A 24,848-nucleotide genomic window follows, 5' to 3' on the forward strand; every position below is an offset into this window, starting at 1 on the left:
CCAGAGTGTATCCTCCGGTTAATACGTCATGATTATCGACCGGAGGATGCCATGTCGACACCTGATGCCAATGGCAAAAAAGCCCCACAGTTTTCTTCATTCAAGCTCGCGCCTGCGCCACAGAAGGCAGATGACTGCTGCTGTGAAGGCAGTTGCTCAACCCCGCCCCCTGTATCCGATACCGTCGTAGGTACGCGCTTTTCCTGGAAAGTATCCGGCATGGATTGCGCGGCATGTGCCCGTAAGGTGGAAAATGCGGTTCGCCGGGTAAGCGGTGTTAATCAGGTTCAGGTGCTGTTCGCCACGGAAAAACTGGTGGTCGATGCCGGTTCTGATATCCGCCAACAAATTGAAAGCGCGGTGCAAAAAGCGGGCTATACCCTGCGCGATGAGCAGGCATCGGAAGAGGCTCCCGAGTCCCGCTTTAAAGAGAACCTGCCGCTGATGATGCTGATCATCATGATGGCGATCAGTTGGGGCCTGGAGCAGTTCAATCATCCCTTTGGTCAGATAGCGTTTATCGCCACCACGCTGGTTGGCCTGTATCCCATTGCCCGTCAGGCGCTGCGTCTGATAAAAACCGGTAGCTACTTTGCCATTGAAACGCTGATGAGCGTCGCCGCCATCGGTGCGCTGTTTATCGGCGCAACGGCAGAAGCCGCCATGGTGTTGTTGCTGTTCTTAATTGGCGAGCGTCTGGAGGGATGGGCTGCCAGCCGCGCCCGCAAAGGGGTCAGCGCGCTGATGGCGCTCAAGCCGGAAACCGCGATTCGTCTGCGCAATGGCGAGCGTGAAGAGGTTGCCATCAATACGCTACAGCCCGGTGACATCATTGAAGTTGCCGCTGGCGGACGCTTACCCGCCGACGCAAAACTGGTCTCCGGCTTTGCCAGCTTTGATGAAAGCGCCCTGACCGGGGAATCTATCCCGGTTGAACGCGCATTGGGCGAAAAAGTCCCGGCGGGCGCGACCAGCGTTGACCGCCTTGTGACACTCGAAGTCCTCTCCGAACCGGGCGCCAGCGCCATCGATCGTATTCTGAAGCTGATTGAAGAAGCCGAAGAGCGTCGGGCGCCGATTGAACGCTTTATTGACCGGTTCAGCCGGATTTACACCCCCGCCATTATGGCCGTTGCGCTGCTGGTCACCCTCGTGCCACCGCTGCTGTTTGCCGCGTCGTGGCAGGAGTGGATTTATAAAGGGCTGACGCTGCTGCTGATTGGTTGTCCGTGCGCACTGGTTATCTCAACGCCTGCAGCGATCACCTCCGGGCTGGCGGCGGCGGCACGTCGCGGCGCGCTCATCAAAGGCGGCGCGGCGCTGGAACAGTTGGGCAGAGTCACTCAGGTGGCGTTTGATAAAACCGGGACGCTGACGGTCGGTAAACCGCGCGTGACGGCGATCCATCCGGCAAGCGGGATCAGCGAGTCTGAACTGCTGGCGCTGGCGGCAGCGGTAGAACAAGGTGCCACGCACCCGTTGGCACAGGCCATTGTCCGCGAAGCACAGACGCGTGAGCTGACGATTCCGGTCGCGACAGAACAGCGCGCGCTGGTCGGTTCAGGGATAGAAGCACAGGTTAACGGCGAGCGCATACTGATTTGCGCGGCGGGCAAACAGCCTGCAGAAGCCTTTGCCGGGCAGATAAGTGAACTTGAAAGCGCGGGTCAAACCGTGGTGCTGGTGCTGCGTAACGATGCCGTACTTGGTGTCATTGCCCTCCAGGACACGCTGCGTGATGACGCCCGTACCGCCATCAGCGAGCTTCATCAGTTGGGTGTGAAAGGGGTGATCCTGACCGGCGATAACCCACGCGCCGCGGCAGCCATTGCCGCAGAACTGGGTCTGGAATTCAACGCAGGGCTGTTACCGGAAGATAAAGTTCGGGTGGTCACCAGCCTGAACCAACAGTCTCCGCTGGCCATGGTCGGCGACGGGATTAACGACGCCCCGGCGATGAAAGCGGCTACCATCGGCATCGCCATGGGCAGCGGTACCGACGTCGCGCTGGAAACCGCTGACGCGGCCCTGACCCACAACCGTCTACGCGGTCTGGTACAAATGATTTCGCTGGCGCGCGCCACCCACGCCAACATTCGTCAGAATATTGCGATCGCGCTGGGTTTAAAGGGCATTTTCCTGATTACCACGCTGCTCGGGATCACCGGTTTGTGGCTGGCCGTGCTGGCGGATACAGGTGCGACAGTGCTGGTGACGGCCAACGCGCTGCGCTTGTTGCGTAAAGGGTAACGTATTGTTGTTTGCCGGATGAAGCGCTTTGGCGGCGACATCCGGCATCGGTTACTGGCCTTTTCGCACCAGATAGCGGTACGGCAAAGAGTCGGTCTCTTTTGCCACCAGCTCATGTTCCATAAAAGTACAGAAGCCCGGAATATCGCGGGTTGTCGCCGGATCGTCCGCGACAATCAGCAGCGTTTCTCCGGCCTGCATGCCGCGCACGGTTTTACGCACCATCATGACGGGTTCCGGGCAGCGCAGTCCCTGGGCATCAAGGGTATGGTCAGGAGAAGTAAACAGATCGCTCATCATTGTCTCGTTCAATAAAAAACGGCGTTATTTTACGCTCTGTTGTCGTGTAAGCCAATCAGGTTAACGATTGCGTGAAAAACAACCATTGCAATGTGCTCTTAAAGCAGTATCATGCGACGGTTTTTTATTGGGTTCCCTCACCCCATCCAACAAAAAGGTCACAATATGACTCCGTTTACACAAACTCAGCGCGTAAAAGCGTTGTTCTGGCTTTCGCTATTTCATCTGCTGGTGATCACCTCCAGCAACTATCTGGTGCAGCTTCCAATCTCCATTTTTGGTTTCCATACCACGTGGGGCGCTTTTAGCTTTCCGTTTATTTTTCTGGCGACCGATCTGACCGTACGCATTTTTGGCGCACCGTTGGCGCGACGCATCATCTTTGCGGTGATGGTTCCTGCGCTGTTGATCTCGTATGTGGTTTCGTCGTTGTTCTATATGGGCTCCTGGCAGGGTTTCGGCGCGCTTATGCACTTTAATCTGTTTGTCGCCCGCATCGCCGCTGCCAGTTTTATGGCTTACGCGCTGGGACAAATTCTGGATGTGCATGTCTTTAACCGCCTGCGTCAAAACCGCCGTTGGTGGCTCGCGCCCACCGCCTCCACGCTGTTTGGCAATATCAGCGACACGCTGGCCTTCTTCTTCATCGCCTTCTGGCGTAGCCCGGATGCCTTTATGGCCGAGCACTGGATGGAAATCGCGCTTGTCGATTACTGCTTCAAAGTGCTGATCAGCATTATTTTCTTCCTGCCGATGTACGGCGTGTTGCTGAATATGTTGCTGAAAAGGCTGGCAGATAAATCTGAAATCTCTGCATTGCAGACGAGTTAAAGGTTCATTTTCCGAGTTGTGATAAGATGGACGAATGAGCCGTTATGGCCGTTTATCGAAAGGAAGAAGTCAATGCGCAATCTGGTTAAATATGTCGGTATTGGCCTGCTGGTTATGGGGCTTGCGGCCTGTGATAATAGCGATACAAAAGCGCCAGCAGAGGGTGCTGCCGCAGAAAGTAACGCAACCGGACAACCGGTCAACCTGCTGGACGGCAAGCTCAGTTTTTCCCTGCCAGCAGACATGACCGATCAGAGCGGCAAACTGGGCACTCAGGCCAACAACATGCACGTTTACTCTGACGCAACGGGCCAGAAAGCGGTGATTGTGATCGTGGGTGACAACACCAACGAAGACCTGGCTGTTCTGGCAAAACGTCTGGAAGATCAGCAGCGTAGCCGCGACCCGCAGTTGCAGGTCGTTACCAACAAGTCTATTGAACTGAAAGGTCACACCCTGCAGCAGTTAGACAGCATCATCTCAGCGAAAGGCCAGACCGCTTACTCTTCCGTAGTGTTGGGTAAAGTAGACAACCAGTTGCTGACCCTGCAGATCACTCTGCCTGCTGACGATCAGCAGAAAGCACAGACAACCGCAGAAAACATCATTAACACCCTGGTTATCCAGTAACGGTTAAGACGATGATACGGCCTCCGGTGACGCCATCGGGGGCCGTTTTTTTAACCGCCAGGTCAGCAGCAGCGCCACCGCCACCAGCCCGGCTGCCGCCAGATAGATAACCGGCACGCCCGCCCATGTCATGACCAGTCCCGCCAGCGGTCCGGTAACCCCCAGCGATAAATCCATAAACACCGTATACGTTGCCAGCGCAGCACCCTGATTTTGTTGCGGTACCGCTTTTACTGCCACCACGCCCAACGCAGGGAAAACCAGCGAGAACCCGGCGCCTGCCAGCAGAACGCCCACTTTCGCCATCCACGGCATGGATGCCAGCCCCACCAGCAACAACCCAACAATCTCAACGCTAAAGCAGATCATCGCCACATTTAAACCGCCCAGGCGATTGATGCCATTCGGGAATAGCAAGCGGGTACCGACGAACGTGCAACTGAAAAGCGTCAGGGCGAACGCCGCGCCATCCCAGCCTTTGGCATCATAAAACAGCGTAATAAAGGTGGCGATGACGCCAAAACCGGCGGAGGCAAGCGCCAGCGCCATGCCGTACAACCAGACGCGGCCAAGCACCGCGCGAAACGGCAGCGGTTTGCCCTTGCTGGCCTTCACCGTCGGGCGCGGTAACGCCAGCGCTATTGCCAGCAGCGCGACGCCCATGATGGTCAGCGCCAGCCCGTGTAAGCCGCCCCAGGCATAGCACAGCACGCCAAGCGGTGCGCCAATCGCCATCGCGCCATAAGTGACGATGCCATTCCATGAAATCACCCGCCCGATATGTATGGAGCCCACAACGCCCACACCCCACAACGTTGATCCTGTACCGGCAAAACTTTGCCCGATCCCCAGAATCACACGTCCCAGGCACAGCAACAGTAAGCTCGCCATCGGCCAGACGCTCGTCATGCCCGCCAGCAAATAGCCCAGACCACTTAAGAAGCAGCCGCACAGCCCGAAAACCACGATTTTTTTCGGCCCCAGCAGATCGGCATATCGACCCGCATGAGGGCGACTCACCAGCGTAGCGAAGTACTGCAAGCTGATAACCAGCCCGGCCCAGAAGGCGCTAAAGCCCATCACATCATGAACATATCCCGGCAATACCGCGAGCGGCAGGCCGATGGTCAGGTAGCTGGCGAAATTAAACATCACCACGGAGACAATGCGCAGATTGAGGCGTAATCCGCTTAGCGTCGGTTCAACGACGGGTTCGGGCATGGAGGGTCACCACATTTTTACAACATTGTTTCATTTCTACCATGTTGCCGGTCAGAAATCAGTAGCCAGATTAGGAATATCTGTCGCAAGCCAGCCGCTACACTTAATGCAAAACACAAACAGGAAGACGACATGACAACCTCTCAACCCGATAAAACGGGTTTGCATATTTTGCTCAAACTTGCCGCACTGGTTGTTATCCTCGCGGGTATACATGCCGCCGCAGATATTATCGTGCAGCTGCTGCTGGCCCTCTTTTTTGCCATTGTACTGAACCCGCTGGTCACCTGGTTTATTCGCCGGGGCGTCAGCCGCCCCCTCGCCATTACGCTGGTGGTGATGGTGATGCTGATTGTGCTCACGGCGTTGGTGGGCGTTCTTGCCGCGTCAATCAATGAGTTCCTCGCCATGCTACCGAAGTACAACAAGGAGCTCACGCGCAAGATACTGTATCTACAGGATATGATGCCGTTTCTTAATCTGCATATGTCACCCGAACGCATGCTGCAACGGATAGATTCAGAAAAGCTGATGACCTTTACCACCACGCTCATGACCGGGTTGTCCGGTGCAATGGCAAGCGTCGTCCTGCTGGTCATGACGGTGGTCTTTATGCTGTTTGAGGTACGCCATGTTCCCTACAAAATGCGTTTTGCGCTGAACAACCCACAAATCCATATTGCCGGTCTGCATCGGGCATTGAAGGGGGTATCTCACTACCTGGCGCTGAAGACGTTACTCAGCTTATGGACCGGCGCCATCATCTGGCTTGGCCTCGCGCTAATGGGTATTCAGTTTGCTCTGATGTGGGGCGTGCTGGCCTTTCTGCTAAACTACGTGCCCAATATTGGCTCGGTCATTTCCGCCGTTCCCCCGATGATCCAGGCATTGCTGTTCAACGGCATTTACGAGTGCGTGTTGGTCGGCGTGCTTTTTCTGGCGGTACATATGGTAATAGGTAACATCCTCGAGCCGCGCATGATGGGACATCGCTTAGGTTTATCAACGCTAATTGTCTTCCTTTCCCTGTTGGTATGGGGATGGCTGCTCGGCCCGGTGGGAATGCTGCTCTCGGTGCCGTTAACCAGCGTGTGTAAGATTTGGATGGAAACCACCAAAGGCGGCAGCAAACTGGCCATATTGCTGGGACCCGGCAGGCCTAAAAGCCGATTACCGGGATAAACTTGCAAATGATACGAGAAGAATGATACACAACCCCAATATTTCTAAAGGTTAGCCCTGATATGTACCGGATTGTTCTCGGGAAAGTTTCTGTTTTAAGCACCGGCGCACTGCCCCGTGCGCTGTCTGAGCAGGCTCCGCAAGGTGCGCGCCGTGCGCGCTGGCTTGCGGGTCGCGTGCTGCTTTCCCACGCCCTGTCGCCCTTGCCTGACATTGTTTATGGCGAGCAGGGAAAGCCGGCTTTTTCAGCGGGCACACCGCTATGGTTCAATCTCAGTCACAGCGGTGATGACATCGCCCTGTTACTCAGCGATGAAGGGGAAGTGGGTTGCGACATTGAGGTCGTCCGCCCGCGTGAGAACTGGCAGACACTGGCAAATACGGTATTCAGTCTTGGGGAGCATGCTGAAGTCGAAGCGGAATGCCCGGACCAACAGCTGGCGGCATTCTGGCGTATCTGGACGCGCAAAGAAGCGATCGTGAAACAGCGCGGCGGCAGCGCCTGGCAAATAGTCAGCGTGGACAGCACCACACTGACCTCCTCACTCTCTGTTAGCCAGTGCCAACTGGATACGCTAAGTCTGGCCGTATGTACGCCCACGCCATTTACCGTAACAGCCGACGCCGTGCAGAGGTTATAAATCCCCTGCCGATGCATTAACCTTTTCCCCGAATACCCGACGTGTGTTACAAAATGCGGTACAACCCGCATTCCCTGTGCGCCAATGCGCTCCATGAAAGGTTAAATTCAGATGCAACGAGTCACTATTACCCTCGATGACGATTTACTGGAAACGCTGGACAGCCTGAGTCAGCGTCGTGGCTACAACAATCGTTCCGAAGCAATCCGTGACATTTTGCGCGGCGCACTGGCGCAGGAGACGACCCAGGAGCACGGCACCCAGGGTTTCGCCGTGCTGTCCTATGTCTACGAACATGAAAAGCGTGATTTAGCCAGCCGCATTGTCTCGACGCAGCACCATCATCACGATTTGTCGGTCGCCACATTGCACGTTCACATCAACCATGACGATTGCCTGGAAATCGCCGTTCTGAAAGGCGACATGGGCGATGTCCAACATTTTGCCGATGATGTGATTTCCCAGCGCGGTGTGCGCCACGGCCATTTGCAGTGTTTGCCAAAAGAAGAGTAATCCCCGGCTGCAGCGCTGAGTCTACATGTTACTCACATTTGTAAGCCGTCATCCGACATCAGGTTTTACGCCATTGTGCCAATCGTCTTTCGGAAACGCAGTAGCGCAATCAGGAAGAACGCGCTGCCGATAGCCAGTAGCGTCAGGAACTGCGGCCAGACAATGCCGAACCCTGCGCCGCGATAGAGTATCGCTTGTGCAAGGCTGACAAAGTGAGTGGTCGGCATGGTCAGCATAATGTCCTGCACCGCCTGCGGCATACTTTCGCGCGGTGTGGAACCGCCAGAGAGCATCTGTAACGGCAGCAAGACCAGAATCATTAGCAGCCCCAGTTGTGGCATCGAACGCGCCAGCGTCCCCATAAAAATCCCAATCGATGTCGTCGCAAACAGGCTTAGCGCCACGCCGAGCATAAACAGCGGGATCGAGCCTTCAATCGGCACGCCGAGGACCCCTTTTACCATCAGCATCAGAGACAAACCGGAAACCACCAGCACCACCAATCCCATCGACCAGATTTTTGCCATCATGATCTCAAACGGTGTCACCGGCATGACCAGCAGATGTTCTATTGTCCCGTGTTCACGTTCACGAATCAGCGCCGACCCGGTCAAAACAATCGCCAGCATGGTGATGTTGTTAATAATGGCCATGACCGCCCCGAAGCGCGCAGGCTCCAGGTTGGGGTTGAAGCGCATGCGGATCTCCAGCCCAACCGGCTGCACGTTGTTATCGCGATAACGCGCGATAAAACTGTTCACCTCGCCGCTGATGATATTCTGGATATAGCTGTTGCCGGTAAACGCCTGACTCATCCGCGTGGCATCCACGTTTACCTGGATATCCGGTTGCCGCCCTGCCAGTACATCACGCTGAAAATTAGGCGGAATATTCACAGCAAAGGTGTAGCGCCCGGCATCCAGACCCGCGTCCATTTCGTCGGCGGTGATCATTTCCGGCGGTAAAAACCACGGGCGATAAAAGCTGTTCACAATGCGATTCGACAGCGGTGACTGATCCATATCGGCAATGGCAATCGGCGCAAGATGCAGCGAGCCCGGCAATACCGTCGCGGAAGAGTAAACCGAAACCGTGAAGGCGAAGACGATGAGTGTCAGCATCGCTTTATCCCCCAACAAACTGCGTAACTCTTTCAGCCCGAGGTTATAAATATTGCGTAATCGGCGCATCACCCCTCCTGTTTTTTCAGCAGCAACACGCTCAGACCGACCACCAGCGGAATGGCGATCACCAACGGAATAAACGATGGCCAAAGATCCACAAGATCCAGTGCTTTTGAGAACGTTCCGCGCGCGATAGTCAGAAAATGGCTGGTCGGGTAAATCTCACCGATCCAGCGTCCCGGTCCTTCCAGTGATGCTACCGGGTCGATCATCCCGGAAAACTGTGTTGCCGGAATTAACGTAATGATCGCCGTACCGAAAATGGCCGCAATCTGACTCTTCATAAACGTGGAGATAAGCAATCCGAGCCCGGTAGCGATGGTGATGTACAGCAGTGCCGCGAGCGTCAGCGTCAAAAAACTCCCTTTGTGCGGCACGCCAAACACAAACACCGACAGCGCACACAGCAGCAGGAAGTTCAGCATGCCCAACACGATGTAAGGCAGTTGTTTGCCCAGCAAAAACTCGCTGCGGGTCGTGGGCGTGACATACAGATTAATAATGGAGCCCAACTCTTTCTCACGCACCACGCTCAGGGCGCTGAGCATGGAAGGGATCATCATCAGTAACAAGGGGATCACGGCAGGAACAATGGCGGGCAGGCTCTTCACATCCGGGTTGTAGCGATACCGTGTTTCAATGGTCATCAACCCCTTCTGCCCACTGGCGTTTGGCTGACGCGCCATTGCCTCCTGAAGCCACGCCTGGTGCATCGCCTGTACATAGCCCCGCACCGTTTCAGCGCGGCTCGGCATCGCGCCATCCACCCAAACGCCCAGTTGTACCGGCGTTCCGCGCGCAATATCACGACCAAAATGAGGGGGGATCTCTATCGCCACCGCCACTTCACCTGAGCGCATCCTTCGGTCTAACTCATCGTAACTGGTGAGCGGGGGTTGCTCGATAAAATAACGGGAGCCTGCCAGATTCAGTGACCATGCCTGACTACTGACGGTTTGATCGCGATCGAGCACGGCAAAGCGCAGGTTTTCCACATCCATGCTGATGCCATAACCCATGATCAACATCAGGATCACCGTGCCCATCAATGCCAGCGTTGAACGCACCGGATCGCGCCGTAACTCCAGCGCTTCACGGCGGCTATAGCTAAACAGACGCCGCAGACTAAACCCTTGCCGTGGCGGCTGGCGGTTTTCGTGAACAACCGGTACTGCCGGTGAGGTCAACTCCGGCGCCGGACCTGCCGCTTCCTGTAACCAGGAGATAAACGCCTCTTCCAGGCTGGCAGCACCACGTTGTTCCACCAGCGCCTGCGGCGTGCCGCTGGCTAGCACTTTTCCGGCATGCATCAGCGACATACGGTCGCAGCGCTCGGCTTCATTCATAAAGTGAGTGGAAATAAAAATCGTCACTTTATCCTGACGTGACAGATCAACCATCAGTTGCCAGAACATATCCCTGGCCACCGGGTCAACGCCGGAAGTCGGTTCATCGAGAATTAACATTTCCGGGCGGTGGATCACCGCAACCGCCAACGACAACCGCTGGCGAATCCCCAGCGGCAAGGCGCCAGGCAGAACGTCTTCGACATCGCTAAGCGAAAAGCGCTCACTCATCTCTTTCACGCGTTCCGGGATCTCCGCCTCGGGGATATGGAACAGACGCGCGTGTAGCTCCAGGTTTTGCCGCACGGTCAGTTCGCTGTAGAGCGAAAAAGCCTGCGACATGTAGCCCACCCGGCGGCGGGTGTCGATATTGTTCGGATCAACCGCTTCCCCGAACAGCCACGCCTCGCCCTCACTGGCAGGAAGCAGCCCGGTCAACATCTTCATGGTGGTGGATTTACCGCAGCCGTTGGAGCCGAGAAAACCGAAGATTTCCCCGCGCGGAATGCGAAAGTTAACGTGGTCAACGGCGACGAACTTACCGAAGCGCATGGTCAGATCCCGCGCTTCAATGGCAATCTCTTCCTGCTCAGCGTGATACGGCGGAATCACGACCGGTTTGTGCGCCTGACGCTGGGCTTCGGGTAACAGCGCGATAAATGCCTGCTCCAGCGTATCGCTGCCCGTTTTTTCTCGTAGCTGCTGCGCACTACCTGTGGCTAACACCTCCCCGGCATTCATCGCCACCAGCCAGTCAAAACGCTCGGCCTCTTCCATATAGGCGGTGGCAACCAGTACGCTCATGTTGGTCTGGCGCTGGCGGATGTGGTTAATCAACTCCCAAAACTGGGCGCGGGAAAGGGGGTCTACCCCGGTGGTCGGCTCATCAAGAATCAATAATTCCGGGTCGTGGATCAGCGCACAGCACAATCCCAGCTTTTGTTTCATGCCACCGGAGAGTTTCCCGGCAGGACGATCGCGAAACGGCGCCAGACCCGTGCTGTTCAACAACTCGGTTATGCGCGCTTCACGCTCCGCTTTATCATGCCCAAACAGGCGCGCGAAGAAATCGACGTTCTCATACACCGACAGCGTGTGATACAGGTTTTTCCCCAGCCCCTGCGGCATCCAGGCAATACGGGGACAGACGTCGCGACGGTGTTTCGGGTCACGCATGTCACCCCCCAGCACCATCACGTTCCCCTGTTCAATAACGCGTGCGCCGGAGATAAGCGACAGCAGACTTGATTTACCCACACCGTCAGGACCAATCAATCCCACCATGCTGCGGGCGGGAATATCCAGCGTGATATTATTCAGCGCCATCGTTGCCCCGTAATGCTGACTCACGCTGTCAAGGCGCGCCACGGGAGGAACGGGAACAAGCGCCAGGTGCGTCATTGCGGTAACCTCACAACCAGATCATCAGGCCAGCTACGCGTTTCGTCTACGCGCACCCAGGCCATCCCCGGCAGACCGGTTTTGACGTATTCCAGATGTTGCTGCAGTAATTCCGGCGGAATGCGGGCTTTGACACGGAACATCAGCTTCAGTCGTTCATCACTGGTTTCGACCGTTTTCGGCGTAAACTGCGCCACGCTGGCCACAAAGCTGATGGTCGCCGGGATACGCAGATCCGGCGCGGCATCCAGCACCAGGCGCGCTTCACCGCCAATCTTCAGTAAACCAGCCTGTTCGGTTGGCAAGAAGAACGTCATGTAGACATCGCTGAGATCGACCATATTCAGCACACGTCCACCGGCGGAAAGCACTTCACCCGGCTCAGCCACGCGGTACTGTACGCGACCGTCGCGCGGGGCTTTCAGCTCACTGTCATCAATGTCTGCAGCAATCCGTCGTTCGGTCGCCTGCGCGGCTTCAACACGGGTTTGCGCCTGGATAATGCTGGTTCGGGCAGCTTCAATGGCCGCTTTCGCCGCAGATACCTGCGCTTTTGCCGATTCCAGCGCCGCGCGCGCACTTTCAGCAGCGGCACGATCGTCATCCAGTTGTTGTTCAGACACGGCTCCACGCTGTGAGAGCGAACGGGAACGGAGGTGACGTTTGGAGACAGATTGCAGCTCCGCTTCACGCTGTTTTACCACCGACTGCGCGGCGCGCATTTCACTTTGGCGCTGTTCCAGCAGCGCACGCGCTGCCGCAACGGCGCTTTCAGCCTCTTTGATTTGCGCAACCGCTTCCAGCCGCTGCTCGTGCAGCACACGGGTATCCATCTTCGCCAGCACCTCACCCTGGCGAACAAACTGTCCTTCCGACACGAGGATCGTATCAATACGCCCGGCAATCTTCGTGGCGATATCCACTTCCGTGGCTTCAATCCTGCCATTGCTGGTCGCAAATCCCTCCGGTACTCCTGCTGGGCGCAACATCCACCATGCGACAGCGGCGACCACAACCAGGATGCCCGCTCCCCACCACACCAGATGACGCTTAAACTTATCCATATTCGACCCGCCGTAATCCCTGTTACCAAACGATGCGTGTCACAAAGCCCGCTGAACGGCTATTCAGCGGGAGATTCCATCCGGGATATGAAGGAATGAGAAACAAAGGCCAGACGGCGGACAGGCGTCATGACAACGCTCACCGCAAAGGAAGTGAATGACGAAGATGCGAGAAAATCGGGTAGTAATGTTGTCATCATCAGCGTTCCTGGCCGGAAATGAAACACGCATACTCATAACTGCTATCTATTGAATACTAGCATCTGGATTCGATATGTCTATTCGGTTGTTATAGGCAGAATCTTAACTCTGCGACACTAAATCCTGTGCGCACGCCCAGGCGCTCGACCACGCCCACTGGAAGTTATAGCCGCCCAGCCAACCGGTGACGTCCATGACTTCGCCGATAAAGTAGAGTCCCGGCACTTTGCGCGCTTCCATCGTGCGCGATGACAGTTCATTGGTATCGACGCCACCCAGTGTGACTTCCGCGGTACGATACCCTTCCGTACCGTTTGGTTGTACGCGCCATTCGGTCAGCGTTGCCACCAACGTCTGTTGATCGCGCACGTTAAGCCGTTTGAGCGTCACATCCGGGATTTGTCCCAGTTGCTGTAAACACTCCACCAGACGCTTAGGCAACTGCATCGCCAGCGTATTTTTCAGGCTCTGATTTGGATGCGCACTACGCTGTTCATCAAGGAAGCTTGCGAGATCAATATCTGGCAACAAATTAATGCTGACACATTCACCAGGCTGCCAAAAACTGGAAATCTGCAAAACAGCCGGACCTGAAAGTCCACGGTGCGTGAAGAGCAGATTTTCACGAAATACGGTGCCATCCTCGGCGGTGATAACAGAAGGTACAGACACGCCAGAAAGCACCTGAAGCTGCTCCAGCAGCGGCTTATGCAACGTAAAAGGCACCAGACCCGCTCGCGTCGGCAAAACGTTCAGGCCGAACTGTTCGGCAATTTTATAACCAAACGGCGTCGCGCCCAGACCCGGCATGGAGAGCCCCCCGCTGGCAATGACCAGCTTTTTCGCGCCGACCGTCATGCCGTTCAGCGCCAACGTAAAACCGTCATCATCACGCGCGACACTCAGGACTTCGCTACGTAACCGCATCGTTACGTTACCTTTTTCGCACTCTGCCACCAGCATATTGACAATTTGCTCAGCGGAGTCGTCGCAGAACAGTTGTCCCAGCGTTTTTTCATGCCAGGCAATACCGTGTTTGCCGACCAGATCGATAAAGTCCCACTGCGTGTAGCGAGCCAGCGCAGATTTGCAAAAATGGGGGTTTTGGCTCAAATAGGCCGCCGGCTCCACATAAAGGTTCGTAAAGTTACAACGCCCCCCACCAGACATGAGGATCTTACGTCCTGGCTTTTTACCATTATCGATCAGCAGTACGCGACTACCTGCCTGTCCTGCCTGCGCGGCACAGAACATACCCGCTGCGCCAGCGCCTATAATAACGGTATCAAACCTTTCCACGTTGCGATCCTCTCTAAAAAGCGGGCGTGAATTGTAAAGATTCCTCAGTGGTCGCACCAGCACCAAACTATCAATAATAGGTATTTATCTGAATTCTATAGGATAATTCTTTAGTGGTGTAAAACAAAGCAGGAGACAAATCAAAAAAACTCTATATTTCACTTTGCCCGCGCCGCCAAAGTCACTGATAATGCGCCGCGTTCATGTCCTCAAAATGGCGTAACGTCCTATGCTACATTTGTTTGCTGGCCTGGATTTACATACCGGGCTTTTACTATTGCTTGCTCTGGCTTTCGTGCTGTTCTACGAAGCAATTAACGGCTTCCATGACACAGCCAATGCTGTCGCAACCGTGATTTATACCCGTGCAATGCGTTCGCAATTGGCGGTTGTCATGGCTGCATTGTTCAACTTCTTTGGTGTTTTGCTGGGTGGTCTCAGTGTAGCCTATGCCATCGTGCACATGCTGCCGACAGACCTGCTGCTGAACATGGGATCTTCACATGGCCTCGCCATGGTGTTTTCCATGTTGCTGGCGGCTATTATCTGGAACCTCGGTACCTGGTACTTTGGTTTGCCGGCATCCAGTTCTCACACGCTGATTGGCGCGATTATCGGTATTGGTTTAACCAATGCATTGATGAACGGCACGTCAGTGGTGGACGCACTTAACATTCCGAAAGTCATTAACATTTTCGGTTCACTGATCATTTCCCCTATTGTCGGCCTGGTGTTCGCTGGCGGTCTGATCTTTTTGCTGCGTCGCTACTGGAGCGGCACCAAAAAACGGGCGCGTATTCACCTGACACCTGCTGAGCGTGAAAAGAAAGACGGCAAGAAAAAACCGCCATTCTGGACACGTATCGCACTGATCCTCTCCGCTATCGGCGTGGCGTTCTCTCATGGCGCTAACGACGGTCAGAAAGGCATTGGTCTGGTCATGCTGGTTCTGATTGGCGTAGCGCCTGCGGGCTTCGTGGTTAATATGAATGCTTCCGGTTACGAAATTACCCGTACTCGCGATGCTATCAATAACGTCGAAACCTACTTCCAGCAACGCCCTGACCTGCTCAAGCAGGCCACTGGCGTCGATCAGCTGATTCCGTCTCCGACTGACACGGGCACAACGACACCGGCAGAGTTCCATTGTCACCCGGCGAATACCATCAACGCGCTTGATCGTGCGAAAGGTATGCTGGCGAATCTGGAAACCTACGACAAGTTAAGCGTTGAGCAGCGTAGCCAGTTGCGTCGCATTATGCTGTGCATTTCCGATACGACCGATAAAGTCGTGAAACTGCCTGGCGTGAGCAGCGACGATCAGCGTCTGCTGAAGAAACTGAAAACCGACATGTTGAGCACCATTGAGTACGCTCCGGTGTGGATCATCATGGCTGTCGCTCTGGCTCTGGGCTGCGGTACGATGATTGGCTGGCGTCGCGTGGCAACAACAATCGGTGAGAAAATCGGTAAGAAAGGCATGACCTATGCTCAGGGTATGTCGGCACAGATGACTGCCGCTGTCTCTATCGGTCTCGCCAGTTACACCGGTATGCCGGTTTCCACCACGCACGTTCTCTCCTCTTCTGTTGCGGGGACGATGGTTGTTGACGGTGGCGGTTTACAGCGTAAAACGGTGACCAGCATTCTGATGGCCTGGGTCTTCACCCTGCCTGCAGCGATTATACTTTCTGGGGTGCTGTACTGGCTCTCCCTGAAGCTTATCTAAGCGAATGTGCAATAAAAAAGCGGGCCAACAAACGGCCCGCTTTTTTTATGTCTGTCGTAAGGTTAGTGCCAGATAATGAGCGCCACCATACTGATCAATACCAGGCCGCATAACGCGCTGGTAAGAATAAATTGACCGCGAACCCGCTCACAGCGGCGAATAAATTCATCATCATGATGATCGCGGTAACGCTGAGCGTAGATATACCACACCAGACGCATCTGCTTGTTAGGCTGCCCATGCGAGGTAAAAAAGCCTCCGCCATCGACATACTGGTAAAGTAATGGATCGCAACCACGAAGTACCACTAACAGTGCGCGTAACGAAGAAAAATAACGCGCCATATTAACAATGCAAACGACACATAAAGCCCAGAACAACGCAATGGTGCTTATCATACCCCCTCCCCGGCGACCCGCCCACGGAACTCCTCTCCGGGACTACCGCTCCCCGATACCCTACCAAATCATTCAGTGAAGAGTACTACCGAAAGCGCTCGTGTTTATGTCTCGTTTCCGAACGCCTCTCTAGATAGTGTAGGAGATTAGTTAATTTTTTTGCCAGAAGGTTAATCGCTATCAATGCAATTAACTGAAAAATTTGTTTAACTGATTGGCAATCAAGGCGGATTGACGGATTATCCCGGTCGCTATAATGTAAGGATAGTCCTTAAATGGTACGTCTTTACGACTGGGCTAGCCCCGCGCATAACGTTCGCAGGACGCGGATGACGCGGCGGCAGAGAATCGCCAGCAGGCTAGTCATCGACAACTTATGGAAGGAGTAACACTATGGCTTACAAACACATTCTTATCGCGGTTGATCTTTCTCCGGAAAGCAAAGTTCTGGTTGAAAAAGCGGTCTCTATGGCGCGGCCTTACAATGCAAAAGTCTCCCTTATCCACGTTGACGTAAACTATTCCGACCTGTACACCGGGTTAATCGACGTAAATCTGGGCGATATGCAGAAACGTATTTCTGAAGAAACTCACCACGCGTTAACCGAGCTGTCCACCAATGCAGGCTACCCCATCACCGAAACCCTGAGCGGTAGCGGCGACCTGGGTCAGGTTCTGGTTGATGCCATTAAAAAATACGACATGGATCTGGTCGTTTGTGGTCATCATCAGGACTTCTGGAGCAAGCTGATGTCCTCCGCACGCCAACTGATCAACACCGTCCACGTAGACATGTTGATTGTCCCGCTGCGTGACGACGAAGAAGCATAAAATGCTTGCCGCCGGGGGATAACCCGGCTCGCAGCAAACAGTAACGCCTGTAAGCGCCCGCCTGTGCGGGCGTTTTTGTTTTTGGTGCTTTTCATACAAATCAACACACCTCAGTACATCAATCCAACAAATAAATCATAATTAGTGTGATCAACTAATTGGATCGAAAACCATCTCTATAATAATCTACCCTCGCGGGCAATAGCCGCAGTCTATAACAAAAAGAGACTTTTTCGGCGCGTTTTGGCATACGCGTTCATACTTTTCGGGATGGCTTTGAAAGGCGAAGGAATATGAATACAACTGCACCTACGGGCTTGCTGCAGCAACCTCGTCCGTTCTTCATGATCTTTTTTGTAGAATTATGGGAACGATTTGGCTATTACGGCGTTCAGGGTATCCTGGCGGTATTTTTCGTTAAGCAACTCGGGTTCTCTCAGGAACAGGCATTTATCACTTTCGGCGCATTTGCAGCGTTAGTGTACGGTCTGATCTCCATTGGCGGCTATGTTGGCGACCACCTGCTCGGCACGAAACGTACGCTGGTTCTCGGCGCTATTGTGTTGGCAATTGGCTACTTCATGACCGGGATGTCACTGCTTAAGCCCGATCTGATTTTTATCGCGCTGGGCACCATTGCCGTCGGTAACGGGCTGTTTAAAGCGAACCCGGCAAGCCTGCTGTCAAAATGCTATCCCCCGAAAGATGCCCGACTGGACGGTGCCTTCACCCTGTTTTATATGTCGATTAACATCGGTTCGCTGCTGTCGCTCTCGCTGGCGCCGGTGATTGCCGATAAGTTTGGCTATGCGGTGACCTATAACCTGTGTGGCGCAGGCCTTATCGTCGCGCTGCTGGTCTATTTTGCCTGCCGCGGAATGGTGAAGAACATCGGTTCTGAGCCGGATCATAAACCGCTGGTATTCCGTAACCTGCTCTATGTTCTGCTTGGTACGGTGGTGATGATATTCCTGTGCGCCTGGCTGATGCACAACGTTCAGATTGCTAACCTGGTATTGATTGGCCTGTCGATTGTGGTCACCATCGTCTTCTTCCGCCAGGCATTCAAACTGGATAAAACCGGGCGCAATAAGATGTTTGTGGCCTTTATCCTGATGCTGGAAGCGGTGGTGTTCTACGTTCTGTATGCCCAGATGCCGACGTCGCTGAACTTCTTTGCTATCAATAACGTCCACCATGAGATTCTCGGCTTCGCTATCAACCCGGTGAGCTTCCAGGCACTGAACCCGTTCTGGGTCGTTCTTGCCAGCCCGGTACTGGCATCGATTTACACTCGCCTGGGTAACAAAGGCAAAGACCTGACCATGCCGATGAAGTTTACGCTTGGCATGTTCCTGTGCTCGCTGGGCTTCCTGACTGCCGCAGCCGCGGGTATGTGGTTTGCCGATGCGCAAGGTCTGACGTCACCGTGGTTTATCGTGCTGGTCTATCTGTTCCAGAGCCTGGGTGAGTTGCTGATTAGCGCCCTGGGGCTGGCAATGGTCGCCGCGCTGGTGCCACAGCACCTGATGGGCTTTATTCTGGGGATGTGGTTCCTGACCCAGGCGGCAGCCTTCCTGATGGGCGGCTACGTCGCCACATTCACCGCGGTACCGGAAAACATCACCGACCCGCTGCAGACACTGCCTATCTACACCAACGTATTCAGCAAGATCGGGCTGGTCACGCTGGCAGTCACCATCGTGATGGCAATTATGGTGCCGTGGTTGAACCGTATGATTAATACGCCTGATACCGAACAGTAATTCTTAGTGCCGGAGGGTGGCCACCACCTTCCCCGGCCAACCAATATGCCCGATGAGCCTTGCGCCTTCGGGCATATTCAGCGGTTAACCTTTGCGCGAGTCGATCCACTCCTGCACTTCGACCACAAAGGTATCTGGTGCTTTACGGTACATCTTGCGAGCCAAATCCAGAATGGTGTGCTGACCCAGCGCCTCTTCCATCCTCTGCTGCGCCAAATCCATCACGGATCGCACGCCACAAATCCCTTCACACGCCCACTCAGGTGGCTGCTCATCAAATACCGCCAGCCGTTGACGGATTTCACGGCATTCAAAAATGCGCTTGTCGCCATCAATGGCATTGACCACATCCAGTACCGTGATGTGTTCAGCCGGTTTCGCCAGTTGAAAACCGCCGCCTTTCCCCTCAATGCTACGCACCAGGCCCGCTTTCGATAAACGGGTAAAGACTTTTGCCAGATAGTCATAAGGTACGCTTTGCAGCTCGGCAATTTCACGCACGCTCATATCCCGAGCATCACCTTTGCTGTCCACCATGCACATCAGGCTATGGATGCCGTACTCAACCCCGGAACTGTAGAATGCCATTCTCTTATCTCGGTCAAATCAAATCTGAGTTATTGTAGCTTTTTCAGCTTACCCTTGCCACAACGCGTATATATTCTGACAACAGATAAAAATTTAATTATATAAATATCAAACAGATAATTTAAACCCAGTGCTATCACGCCCGTGCATTTTGCAAATCACATTGCATTTAATAACTACGACCAATAAAATCCGAGTAAATAAATCGTAGTTACCCGAGAGAAAAACCCAATGCGTGAAAAAATTCTGATCGTCGGCGCTGGCTTTGCCGGTATGTGGGCAGCATTGAGCGCCGCGCGCCTGGCGGACAAACATCAGCAGCCTATTGAGATTACGGTTATTGCACCTCAGCCAGAGTTACGCGTGCGCCCGCGTTTCTATGAAAATCACGTTCAGACGCTGGTCGCGCCGCTGCAACCGCTATTTGACGTGACCGGTATTACCTTTCTGAGCGGCACCGTAACGCAACTGCTTGTACAGTCAAAAGAGGTGAGCTGGACAGACACCGAGGGCAAAACACACCTGCTCGGATACGACCGACTAGTTCTGGCAAGCGGCAGTCAGGTAAACCGGGAAAGGGTCGCCGGAGCCGCTCAACACGCCTTCGATCTCGATCAACTGGAGAGCGCAGCCGTACTGGAGCAACACCTGAAAGATTTGGCGCATAAGCCGGAATGCGAGGCGCGCAATACCGTAGTCGTCTGCGGCGGTGGCTTTACCGGCATCGAAATGGCGCTGGAGTTACCGGGGCGTCTGCGTGACATTCTCGGCGCAGATGCTAAGACCAGAGTTGTCGTAGTTGAGCGCGGTACACAGCCCGGCGCGCGCTGGAGCCAGGAACTACGCGATGTCATTGCTGAAGCCTCTGCCGATCTGGGGGTAGAGTGGTTGATGAATGCAGAAGTCGAAAGCGTGGATGCTTCCGGCGTGACGCTGAAGAACGGTCAAACCCTCGCGTCGCAGACGGTTATCTGGACGGTCGGCGTTCAGGCAAACCGTTTAACCGCGCAGATCGACGCCCCGCGGGATCGCCAGGGTCGTCTGCATGTGAATGAACATCTTCAGGTGGTAGGGCATGATGATATTTATGCCACCGGTGATGTGGCCTACGCCGCTACCGATGATAAAGGCAATCACGCCTTAATGACCTGCCAGCACGCCATTTTGCTGGGTAAATTTGCCGGTAATAACGCGGCGGCCAGCCTGCTGAATGTTGAGCCCTTCCCCTATCGCCAGGAGATGTATGTCACCTGTCTGGATCTCGGTGCCTGGGGCGCGGTGTATACCGAAGGCTGGGACCAGCAGGTGAAACTGACGCGCGCCGAGGCAAAGAAACTGAAACTGTCGATCACCAGCGAACTGATTTACCCGCCGAAGGCAGAAAGAGCGGCGGCATTTGAAATGGCAGATCCGTACGCGCCGTTTGTGTAGAACCGTGTATCGTCAGATAGCAACGCCATCCGGCGTTGCTATTCAGTCAGCTCAGTCAGCCGTTCCGGCATAAATATCAAACCGGTGTCCTTTGGTCACCACTGCGTTTGGGGTCGCGACATCCGCCAGCGGCGGCGCGTAGTCCGGGCGCTTCACCACCACGCGTTTGGTGGCCAGTTGACGCGCAGGAGCCAGCAGACCATCAGCATCCAAATCCGGTCCCACCAGCGACTGAAACACGCGCATCTCTTTTTTGACCAACGCGCTTTTTTGCTTATGCGGGAACATCGGGTCGAGATAGACCACCTGCGGGCGCGGCGTGATATCGGTTAACGCCGTCAGGCTGGAGGCGTGGATTAACTGTAATCGCTCCTGCAGCCACGGGCCGATTTCCGGGTCAGCATAGCCACGCGCCAGACCATCGTCGAGCAGGGCTGCGACAACCGGATTGCGCTCGAGCATCCGCACGCGGCAACCGACAGATGCCAGCACGAACGCATCACGTCCCAGCCCCGCCGTCGCGTCCACCACATCCGGCAGATAGTCGCCTTTAATGCCGACCGCCTTTGCCACCGCTTCACCGCGACCGCCGCCAAATTTGCGGCGATGCGCCATCGCCCCGCCAACAAAATCCACGAAAATGCCGCCAAGCTTTGGCTCGTCACGTTTGCGCAGTTCCAGATGTTCCGATGTCATCACCAGCGCCATCAGGTTGTCGTCGTCCTGCTCCAGCCCCCAGCGGGCGGCAAGAACAGATAAGGCGCCGTCTCCGGCGCCCGTTTCATCAATTAAGCAGATTTTCATTTCCGCTTTACCCTAAATAATTCGAGTTGCATCAAGACAACAAAGGAACGAATCCCTGGTCACGTACAAGTGGTACGTAACCAGGGTGAGTGAGTGCAGTTGCCGAAGAGGCAGCTTGAAGTATGACGGGTAAATTAGCCTTTGATCCCGTAGTGCTCCAGCATCGCATCCAGCTGCGGTTCGCGACCACGGAAGCGTTTGAACAGCACCATCGGCTCTTCTGAACCCCCACGCGTCAGGATGTTATCGAGGAACGACTGCCCGGTTTCACGGTTGAAAATCCCCTCGTCTTCGAAGCGGGAGAAAGCATCTGCCGCCAGTACGTCAGCCCACAGATAGCTGTAGTAACCCGCCGCGTAGCCGCCAGCAAAGATATGGCTGAAAGCATGCGGGAAGCGGCCCCACGATGGCCCTGGCACCACGGCAACCTGTTTTTTGATTTCCGCCAGCGTTTCGAGGATTTTGGCTCCCTGCTGCGGGTTAAATTCTGCATGCAGACGGAAGTCGAACAGACCGAACTCCAGTTGACGCAGAATAAACAGCGCCGCCTGATAGTTTTTCGCCTCCAGCATCTTATCCAGCAGTTCTTTCGGCAGCGGTTCGCCGGTTTCATAGTGACCGGAGATAAACGCCAGTGCTTCCGGCTCCCAGCACCAGTTTTCCATAAACTGGCTCGGCAGTTCGACCGCATCCCATGGCACACCATTGATGCCGGAAACTCCTGCGGTCTCGATGCGGGTCAGCATGTGGTGCAGACCGTGACCAAATTCATGGAACAGCGTGATCACTTCGTCATGCGTAAACAGCGCCGGTTTGCCGTTGACCGGGCGATTAAAGTTACAGGTCAGGTAAGCGACCGGTTTTTGCAACGAACCGTCGGTTTTACGCATCTGACCGACACAGTCATCCATCCACGCTCCGCCACGTTTGTTTTCACGCGCATAGAGATCAAGATAGAAACTGCCGCGAAGATCATTGTTTTCGTCATACAGCTCAAAGAAACGGACTTCCGGGTGCCAGACATCAACGTCAGTGCGCTCTTTCGCGGTAATACCGTAAATGCGTTTTACCACTTCAAACAGACCGTTTACGGCTTTGTTTTCCGGGAAGTACGGGCGCAGCTGCTCATCACTGATGCTGTACAGGTGCTGTTTTTGTTTCTCGCTGTAGTACGCGATATCCCACGGCTGCAGCTCATCAACGCCAAACTCGGCTTTCGCAAAAGCACGCAGTTGAGCCAGCTCTTTTTCACCCTGCGGACGCGCGCGTTTGGCGAGGTCGGTCAGGAAGTCGAGCACCTGCTGCGGGTTTTCCGCCATTTTGGTGGCGAGTGATTTAAAGGCGTAGCTGTCAAAGCCCAGCAGTTGAGCCAGCTCGTGGCGCAGCGCGAGGATCTCTTCCATGATCGGGCTGTTGTCCCATTTACCGGCATTGGGGCCCTGATCGGAAGCGCGAGTGGAGTAAGCGCGGTACATCTCTTCACGCAGTGCCTGGTTATCGCAGTAGGTCATCACCGGCAGATAGCTCGGGATGTCCAGCGTCAGCAAATAACCTTCCTGCTCTTTGGCTTCTGCCTGCGCTTTCGCGGCAGCCAGCGCGCTTTCAGGCATTCCGGCCAGTACCGCTTCATCCGTAATTAATTTCGTCCAGCCCATAGTGGCGTCGAGAACGTTATTGCTGTACTGGTTGCCAAGCTCAGACAGGCGGGTCGCAATTTCACCATAGCGTTGCTGTTTTTCCTTCGGCAAGCCGATACCTGAAAGCTCAAAATCACGTAGCGCGTTATCTACGGCTTTTTTCTGGGCGGTATTCAGGGTGGCGTAATGATCGCCGTCACGCAGATCGCGGTACGCTTTGTACAGGCCTTCGTGTTGCCCAACCCAGGTGCTGTATTCAGACAGCAAAGGCAGCGTTTGTTCGTAAGCTTCACGCAGTTCCGGGCTATTTTTTACCGAGTTCAGGTGGCTTACCGGGGAGAAGATACGCCCCAGGACGTCGTCCACTTCCGCCAGCTGTTGGCAGAGATTTTCCCAGGTGTACGGCGCACCCTGCGCAACCACACGCTCAACGTTTTCGCGGCAATCGTTCAGCGCCTTAGTCACGGCAGGCACAACATGCTCAGGCTGAATTTTGGAAAACGGCGGCAGTTCGAAGGGAGTCAGCAATGGATTGGTCATTAGCGCGGTCCTGTTGAAAAGAGTGAATGAAGCGCGTATCCGGCGCTGTACATATTATTTGTAGAATGGGGTTAAGTGTAGAGGATTTCAATGCCAGGCGTTGCGCTTTCGCGGCCGTGACGACTTTTCTGTATACTGTGGCGATACGCTCTATTTTCGCCCGATATCGCTAAGCTTATCGGGCCTACGTTTATAACCTGGAACACGTTTACCCATGCTCAGTTATCGCCACAGCTATCACGCTGGCAACCACGCCGACGTCCTTAAACATACGGTTCAGAGCCTGATCATCGAGTCACTCAAAGAGAAAGAAAAACCGTTTCTCTATCTGGACACCCATGCTGGCGCGGGGCGTTATCAGCTGAGCGGTGAACATGCAGAACGTACCGGTGAATACCTGGAAGGCATCGCCCGTATCTGGCAGCAGGACGATTTACCTGCCGAGCTGGAACCCTACATTGGCGTGGTGCAACACTTCAACCGTAGCGGCCAACTGCGCTACTACCCGGGATCGCCACTGATTGCCCGTCAGTTACTGCGTGAACAGGACAGCCTGCAATTAACCGAACTGCACCCAAGCGATTTCCCGTTGCTGCGTGCCGAGTTCCAGAAAGATGATCGTGCGCGCGTGGCAAAAGCCGACGGCTACCAGCAGTTAAAAGCGAAATTACCGCCGGTTTCCCGTCGCGGGCTGATCCTTATCGACCCTCCCTACGAGATTAAAACCGACTACCAGGCGGTGGTTACCGGTATTAGCGAAGGTTACAAACGCTTCGCGACCGGCACCTATGCGCTGTGGTATCCGGTGGTCTTGCGCCAGCAAATCAAACGCATGGTGCACGACCTGGAAGATACCGGCATCCGCCGCATCCTGCAGATTGAGCTGGCAGTGCGCCCGGACAGCGATCAGCGCGGCATGACGGCTTCCGGTATGATTGTGATTAACCCACCGTGGAAGCTGGAACAGCAGATGAACAGCGTGCTGCCCTGGCTGCACAGCAAACTGGTTCCGACGGGAATCGGGCATACTTCCGTCAGTTGGATCGTACCGGAGTAATCGC

Annotated in this window: 21 protein-coding genes; 11 read left to right on the forward strand and 10 right to left on the reverse strand. The window is 54.8% G+C overall.

What is annotated here, in order from left to right; translation table 11 throughout:
• Nucleotides 1-51: 51 nt before the first annotated feature.
• Entirely contained in the window at nt 52-2,250 is a 2,199-nt protein-coding gene (zntA, locus tag N7268_RS04255) for a Zn(II)/Cd(II)/Pb(II) translocating P-type ATPase ZntA (RefSeq protein WP_260861886.1), read from the forward strand.
• A gap of 51 nt (nt 2,251-2,301) precedes the next feature.
• Here zntA and tusA read toward each other — a convergent pair whose 3' ends face one another.
• Nucleotides 2,302-2,547 carry a sulfurtransferase TusA gene (gene tusA, locus N7268_RS04260; protein WP_003827551.1) on the reverse strand — a complete coding sequence of 82 codons (246 nt, stop codon included), beginning with the start codon at nt 2,545-2,547 and terminating at the stop codon, nt 2,302-2,304.
• Between the two features lie 168 nt (nt 2,548-2,715).
• On the opposite strand from tusA, the gene N7268_RS04265 reads away from it, so the two are divergent.
• Nucleotides 2,716-3,381, forward strand: coding sequence for a 7-cyano-7-deazaguanine/7-aminomethyl-7-deazaguanine transporter (locus tag N7268_RS04265; protein ID WP_260861887.1), 666 nt, complete (start codon nt 2,716-2,718; stop codon nt 3,379-3,381).
• Between the two features lie 72 nt (nt 3,382-3,453).
• Entirely contained in the window at nt 3,454-4,011 is a 558-nt protein-coding gene (locus N7268_RS04270; protein WP_198907026.1) for a DcrB family lipoprotein, read from the forward strand.
• A 3-nt stretch (nt 4,012-4,014) separates the two neighbouring features.
• On the opposite strand, the gene N7268_RS04275 is transcribed toward N7268_RS04270, so the two are convergent.
• A complete protein-coding gene (locus N7268_RS04275; protein WP_260861888.1) occupies nt 4,015-5,232 on the reverse strand; it encodes an MFS transporter in 1,218 nt (405 codons plus the stop codon).
• A 132-nt stretch (nt 5,233-5,364) separates the two neighbouring features.
• On the opposite strand from N7268_RS04275, the gene N7268_RS04280 reads away from it, so the two are divergent.
• From N7268_RS04280 to nikR, 3 genes are all read left to right on the forward strand, one after another.
• Nucleotides 5,365-6,414: an AI-2E family transporter gene (locus N7268_RS04280; protein WP_260861889.1), complete on the forward strand. Its 1,050-nt coding sequence runs from the start codon at nt 5,365-5,367 to the stop codon at nt 6,412-6,414.
• A gap of 62 nt (nt 6,415-6,476) precedes the next feature.
• Entirely contained in the window at nt 6,477-7,055 is a 579-nt protein-coding gene (gene acpT, locus N7268_RS04285; protein WP_198907023.1) for a 4'-phosphopantetheinyl transferase AcpT, read from the forward strand.
• Between the two features lie 111 nt (nt 7,056-7,166).
• Nucleotides 7,167-7,568, forward strand: a complete 402-nt coding sequence (gene nikR / locus N7268_RS04290) for a nickel-responsive transcriptional regulator NikR (protein WP_005121550.1) — start codon at nt 7,167-7,169, stop codon at nt 7,566-7,568.
• Nucleotides 7,569-7,633: 65 nt separating this feature from the next.
• On the opposite strand, the gene N7268_RS04295 is transcribed toward nikR, so the two are convergent.
• From N7268_RS04295 to N7268_RS04310, 4 genes are all read right to left on the reverse strand, one after another.
• Nucleotides 7,634-8,758 carry an ABC transporter permease gene (locus N7268_RS04295; protein ID WP_198907022.1) on the reverse strand — a complete coding sequence of 375 codons (1,125 nt, stop codon included), beginning with the start codon at nt 8,756-8,758 and terminating at the stop codon, nt 7,634-7,636.
• Nucleotides 8,758-11,499: a ribosome-associated ATPase/putative transporter RbbA gene (rbbA, locus tag N7268_RS04300; protein WP_260861890.1), complete on the reverse strand. Its 2,742-nt coding sequence runs from the start codon at nt 11,497-11,499 to the stop codon at nt 8,758-8,760. Before rbbA ends, N7268_RS04295 begins: the two co-directional genes overlap by 1 nt.
• The gene (locus tag N7268_RS04305) at nt 11,496-12,563 is read right to left on the reverse strand and encodes an HlyD family secretion protein (protein WP_260861891.1); all 1,068 of its coding nucleotides are present in this window, start codon (nt 12,561-12,563) and stop codon (nt 11,496-11,498) included. The genes rbbA and N7268_RS04305 overlap by 4 nt, the downstream gene beginning before the upstream one ends.
• A 303-nt stretch (nt 12,564-12,866) precedes the next feature.
• The gene (locus N7268_RS04310; RefSeq protein ID WP_260861892.1) at nt 12,867-14,063 is read right to left on the reverse strand and encodes an NAD(P)/FAD-dependent oxidoreductase; all 1,197 of its coding nucleotides are present in this window, start codon (nt 14,061-14,063) and stop codon (nt 12,867-12,869) included.
• 229 nt (nt 14,064-14,292) lie between these two features.
• On the opposite strand from N7268_RS04310, the gene pitA reads away from it, so the two are divergent.
• Nucleotides 14,293-15,792, forward strand: coding sequence for an inorganic phosphate transporter PitA (gene pitA / locus N7268_RS04315; RefSeq protein ID WP_260861893.1), 1,500 nt, complete (start codon nt 14,293-14,295; stop codon nt 15,790-15,792).
• A 62-nt stretch (nt 15,793-15,854) separates the two neighbouring features.
• On the opposite strand, the gene uspB is transcribed toward pitA, so the two are convergent.
• Nucleotides 15,855-16,190 carry a universal stress protein UspB gene (gene uspB, locus N7268_RS04320; protein ID WP_003023371.1) on the reverse strand — a complete coding sequence of 112 codons (336 nt, stop codon included), beginning with the start codon at nt 16,188-16,190 and terminating at the stop codon, nt 15,855-15,857.
• A gap of 393 nt (nt 16,191-16,583) precedes the next feature.
• Here uspB and uspA point away from each other — a divergent pair, with 393 nt between their 5' ends.
• Both uspA and dtpB read left to right on the forward strand, forming a co-directional pair.
• Complete coding sequence (gene uspA, locus N7268_RS04325; protein ID WP_003023368.1) at nt 16,584-17,021, forward strand: universal stress protein UspA; 438 nt, start codon at nt 16,584-16,586, stop codon at nt 17,019-17,021.
• Between the two features lie 293 nt (nt 17,022-17,314).
• Entirely contained in the window at nt 17,315-18,787 is a 1,473-nt protein-coding gene (gene dtpB, locus N7268_RS04330) for a dipeptide/tripeptide permease DtpB (protein ID WP_260861894.1), read from the forward strand.
• An 84-nt stretch (nt 18,788-18,871) separates the two neighbouring features.
• Here the strand turns inward: dtpB and N7268_RS04335 are convergent, their stop codons facing one another.
• Nucleotides 18,872-19,375, reverse strand: a complete 504-nt coding sequence (locus N7268_RS04335) for an RrF2 family transcriptional regulator (RefSeq protein WP_260861895.1) — start codon at nt 19,373-19,375, stop codon at nt 18,872-18,874.
• Nucleotides 19,376-19,606: 231 nt separating this feature from the next.
• Here N7268_RS04335 and N7268_RS04340 point away from each other — a divergent pair, with 231 nt between their 5' ends.
• A complete protein-coding gene (locus tag N7268_RS04340) occupies nt 19,607-20,806 on the forward strand; it encodes an NAD(P)/FAD-dependent oxidoreductase (RefSeq protein WP_260861896.1) in 1,200 nt (399 codons plus the stop codon).
• Nucleotides 20,807-20,857: 51 nt separating this feature from the next.
• Here N7268_RS04340 and rsmJ read toward each other — a convergent pair whose 3' ends face one another.
• Together rsmJ and prlC are read right to left on the reverse strand one after the other, a co-directional pair.
• Nucleotides 20,858-21,610 carry a 16S rRNA (guanine(1516)-N(2))-methyltransferase RsmJ gene (gene rsmJ, locus N7268_RS04345; protein WP_260861897.1) on the reverse strand — a complete coding sequence of 251 codons (753 nt, stop codon included), beginning with the start codon at nt 21,608-21,610 and terminating at the stop codon, nt 20,858-20,860.
• 134 nt (nt 21,611-21,744) lie between these two features.
• The gene (prlC, locus tag N7268_RS04350; RefSeq protein ID WP_260861898.1) at nt 21,745-23,787 is read right to left on the reverse strand and encodes an oligopeptidase A; all 2,043 of its coding nucleotides are present in this window, start codon (nt 23,785-23,787) and stop codon (nt 21,745-21,747) included.
• A gap of 214 nt (nt 23,788-24,001) precedes the next feature.
• Here prlC and N7268_RS04355 point away from each other — a divergent pair, with 214 nt between their 5' ends.
• Nucleotides 24,002-24,844, forward strand: coding sequence for a 23S rRNA (adenine(2030)-N(6))-methyltransferase RlmJ (locus N7268_RS04355; RefSeq protein WP_198907014.1), 843 nt, complete (start codon nt 24,002-24,004; stop codon nt 24,842-24,844).
• The last annotated feature ends 4 nt before the right edge of the window (nt 24,845-24,848 follow it).

It is taken from the genome of Citrobacter sp. Marseille-Q6884, assembly GCF_945906775.1.
GTDB lineage: Bacteria > Pseudomonadota > Gammaproteobacteria > Enterobacterales > Enterobacteriaceae > Citrobacter.

What these genes read in the sequence shown, in the direction of transcription:
- zntA (WP_260861886.1), top strand. Translation starts at nt 52, where the DNA reads ATGTCGACACCTGATGCCAATGGCAAAAAAGCCCCACAGTTTTCTTCA.
- tusA (WP_003827551.1), bottom strand. Translation starts at nt 2,547, where the DNA reads ATGAGCGATCTGTTTACTTCTCCTGACCATACCCTTGATGCCCAGGGA.
- N7268_RS04265 (WP_260861887.1), top strand. Translation starts at nt 2,716, where the DNA reads ATGACTCCGTTTACACAAACTCAGCGCGTAAAAGCGTTGTTCTGGCTT.
- N7268_RS04270 (WP_198907026.1), top strand. Translation starts at nt 3,454, where the DNA reads ATGCGCAATCTGGTTAAATATGTCGGTATTGGCCTGCTGGTTATGGGG.
- N7268_RS04275 (WP_260861888.1), bottom strand. Translation starts at nt 5,232, where the DNA reads ATGCCCGAACCCGTCGTTGAACCGACGCTAAGCGGATTACGCCTCAAT.
- N7268_RS04280 (WP_260861889.1), top strand. Translation starts at nt 5,365, where the DNA reads ATGACAACCTCTCAACCCGATAAAACGGGTTTGCATATTTTGCTCAAA.
- acpT (WP_198907023.1), top strand. Translation starts at nt 6,477, where the DNA reads ATGTACCGGATTGTTCTCGGGAAAGTTTCTGTTTTAAGCACCGGCGCA.
- nikR (WP_005121550.1), top strand. Translation starts at nt 7,167, where the DNA reads ATGCAACGAGTCACTATTACCCTCGATGACGATTTACTGGAAACGCTG.
- N7268_RS04295 (WP_198907022.1), bottom strand. Translation starts at nt 8,758, where the DNA reads ATGCGCCGATTACGCAATATTTATAACCTCGGGCTGAAAGAGTTACGC.
- rbbA (WP_260861890.1), bottom strand. Translation starts at nt 11,499, where the DNA reads ATGACGCACCTGGCGCTTGTTCCCGTTCCTCCCGTGGCGCGCCTTGAC.
- N7268_RS04305 (WP_260861891.1), bottom strand. Translation starts at nt 12,563, where the DNA reads ATGGATAAGTTTAAGCGTCATCTGGTGTGGTGGGGAGCGGGCATCCTG.
- pitA (WP_260861893.1), top strand. Translation starts at nt 14,293, where the DNA reads ATGCTACATTTGTTTGCTGGCCTGGATTTACATACCGGGCTTTTACTA.
- uspB (WP_003023371.1), bottom strand. Translation starts at nt 16,190, where the DNA reads ATGATAAGCACCATTGCGTTGTTCTGGGCTTTATGTGTCGTTTGCATT.
- uspA (WP_003023368.1), top strand. Translation starts at nt 16,584, where the DNA reads ATGGCTTACAAACACATTCTTATCGCGGTTGATCTTTCTCCGGAAAGC.
- dtpB (WP_260861894.1), top strand. Translation starts at nt 17,315, where the DNA reads ATGAATACAACTGCACCTACGGGCTTGCTGCAGCAACCTCGTCCGTTC.
- N7268_RS04335 (WP_260861895.1), bottom strand. Translation starts at nt 19,375, where the DNA reads ATGGCATTCTACAGTTCCGGGGTTGAGTACGGCATCCATAGCCTGATG.
- N7268_RS04340 (WP_260861896.1), top strand. Translation starts at nt 19,607, where the DNA reads ATGCGTGAAAAAATTCTGATCGTCGGCGCTGGCTTTGCCGGTATGTGG.
- rsmJ (WP_260861897.1), bottom strand. Translation starts at nt 21,610, where the DNA reads ATGAAAATCTGCTTAATTGATGAAACGGGCGCCGGAGACGGCGCCTTA.
- prlC (WP_260861898.1), bottom strand. Translation starts at nt 23,787, where the DNA reads ATGACCAATCCATTGCTGACTCCCTTCGAACTGCCGCCGTTTTCCAAA.
- N7268_RS04355 (WP_198907014.1), top strand. Translation starts at nt 24,002, where the DNA reads ATGCTCAGTTATCGCCACAGCTATCACGCTGGCAACCACGCCGACGTC.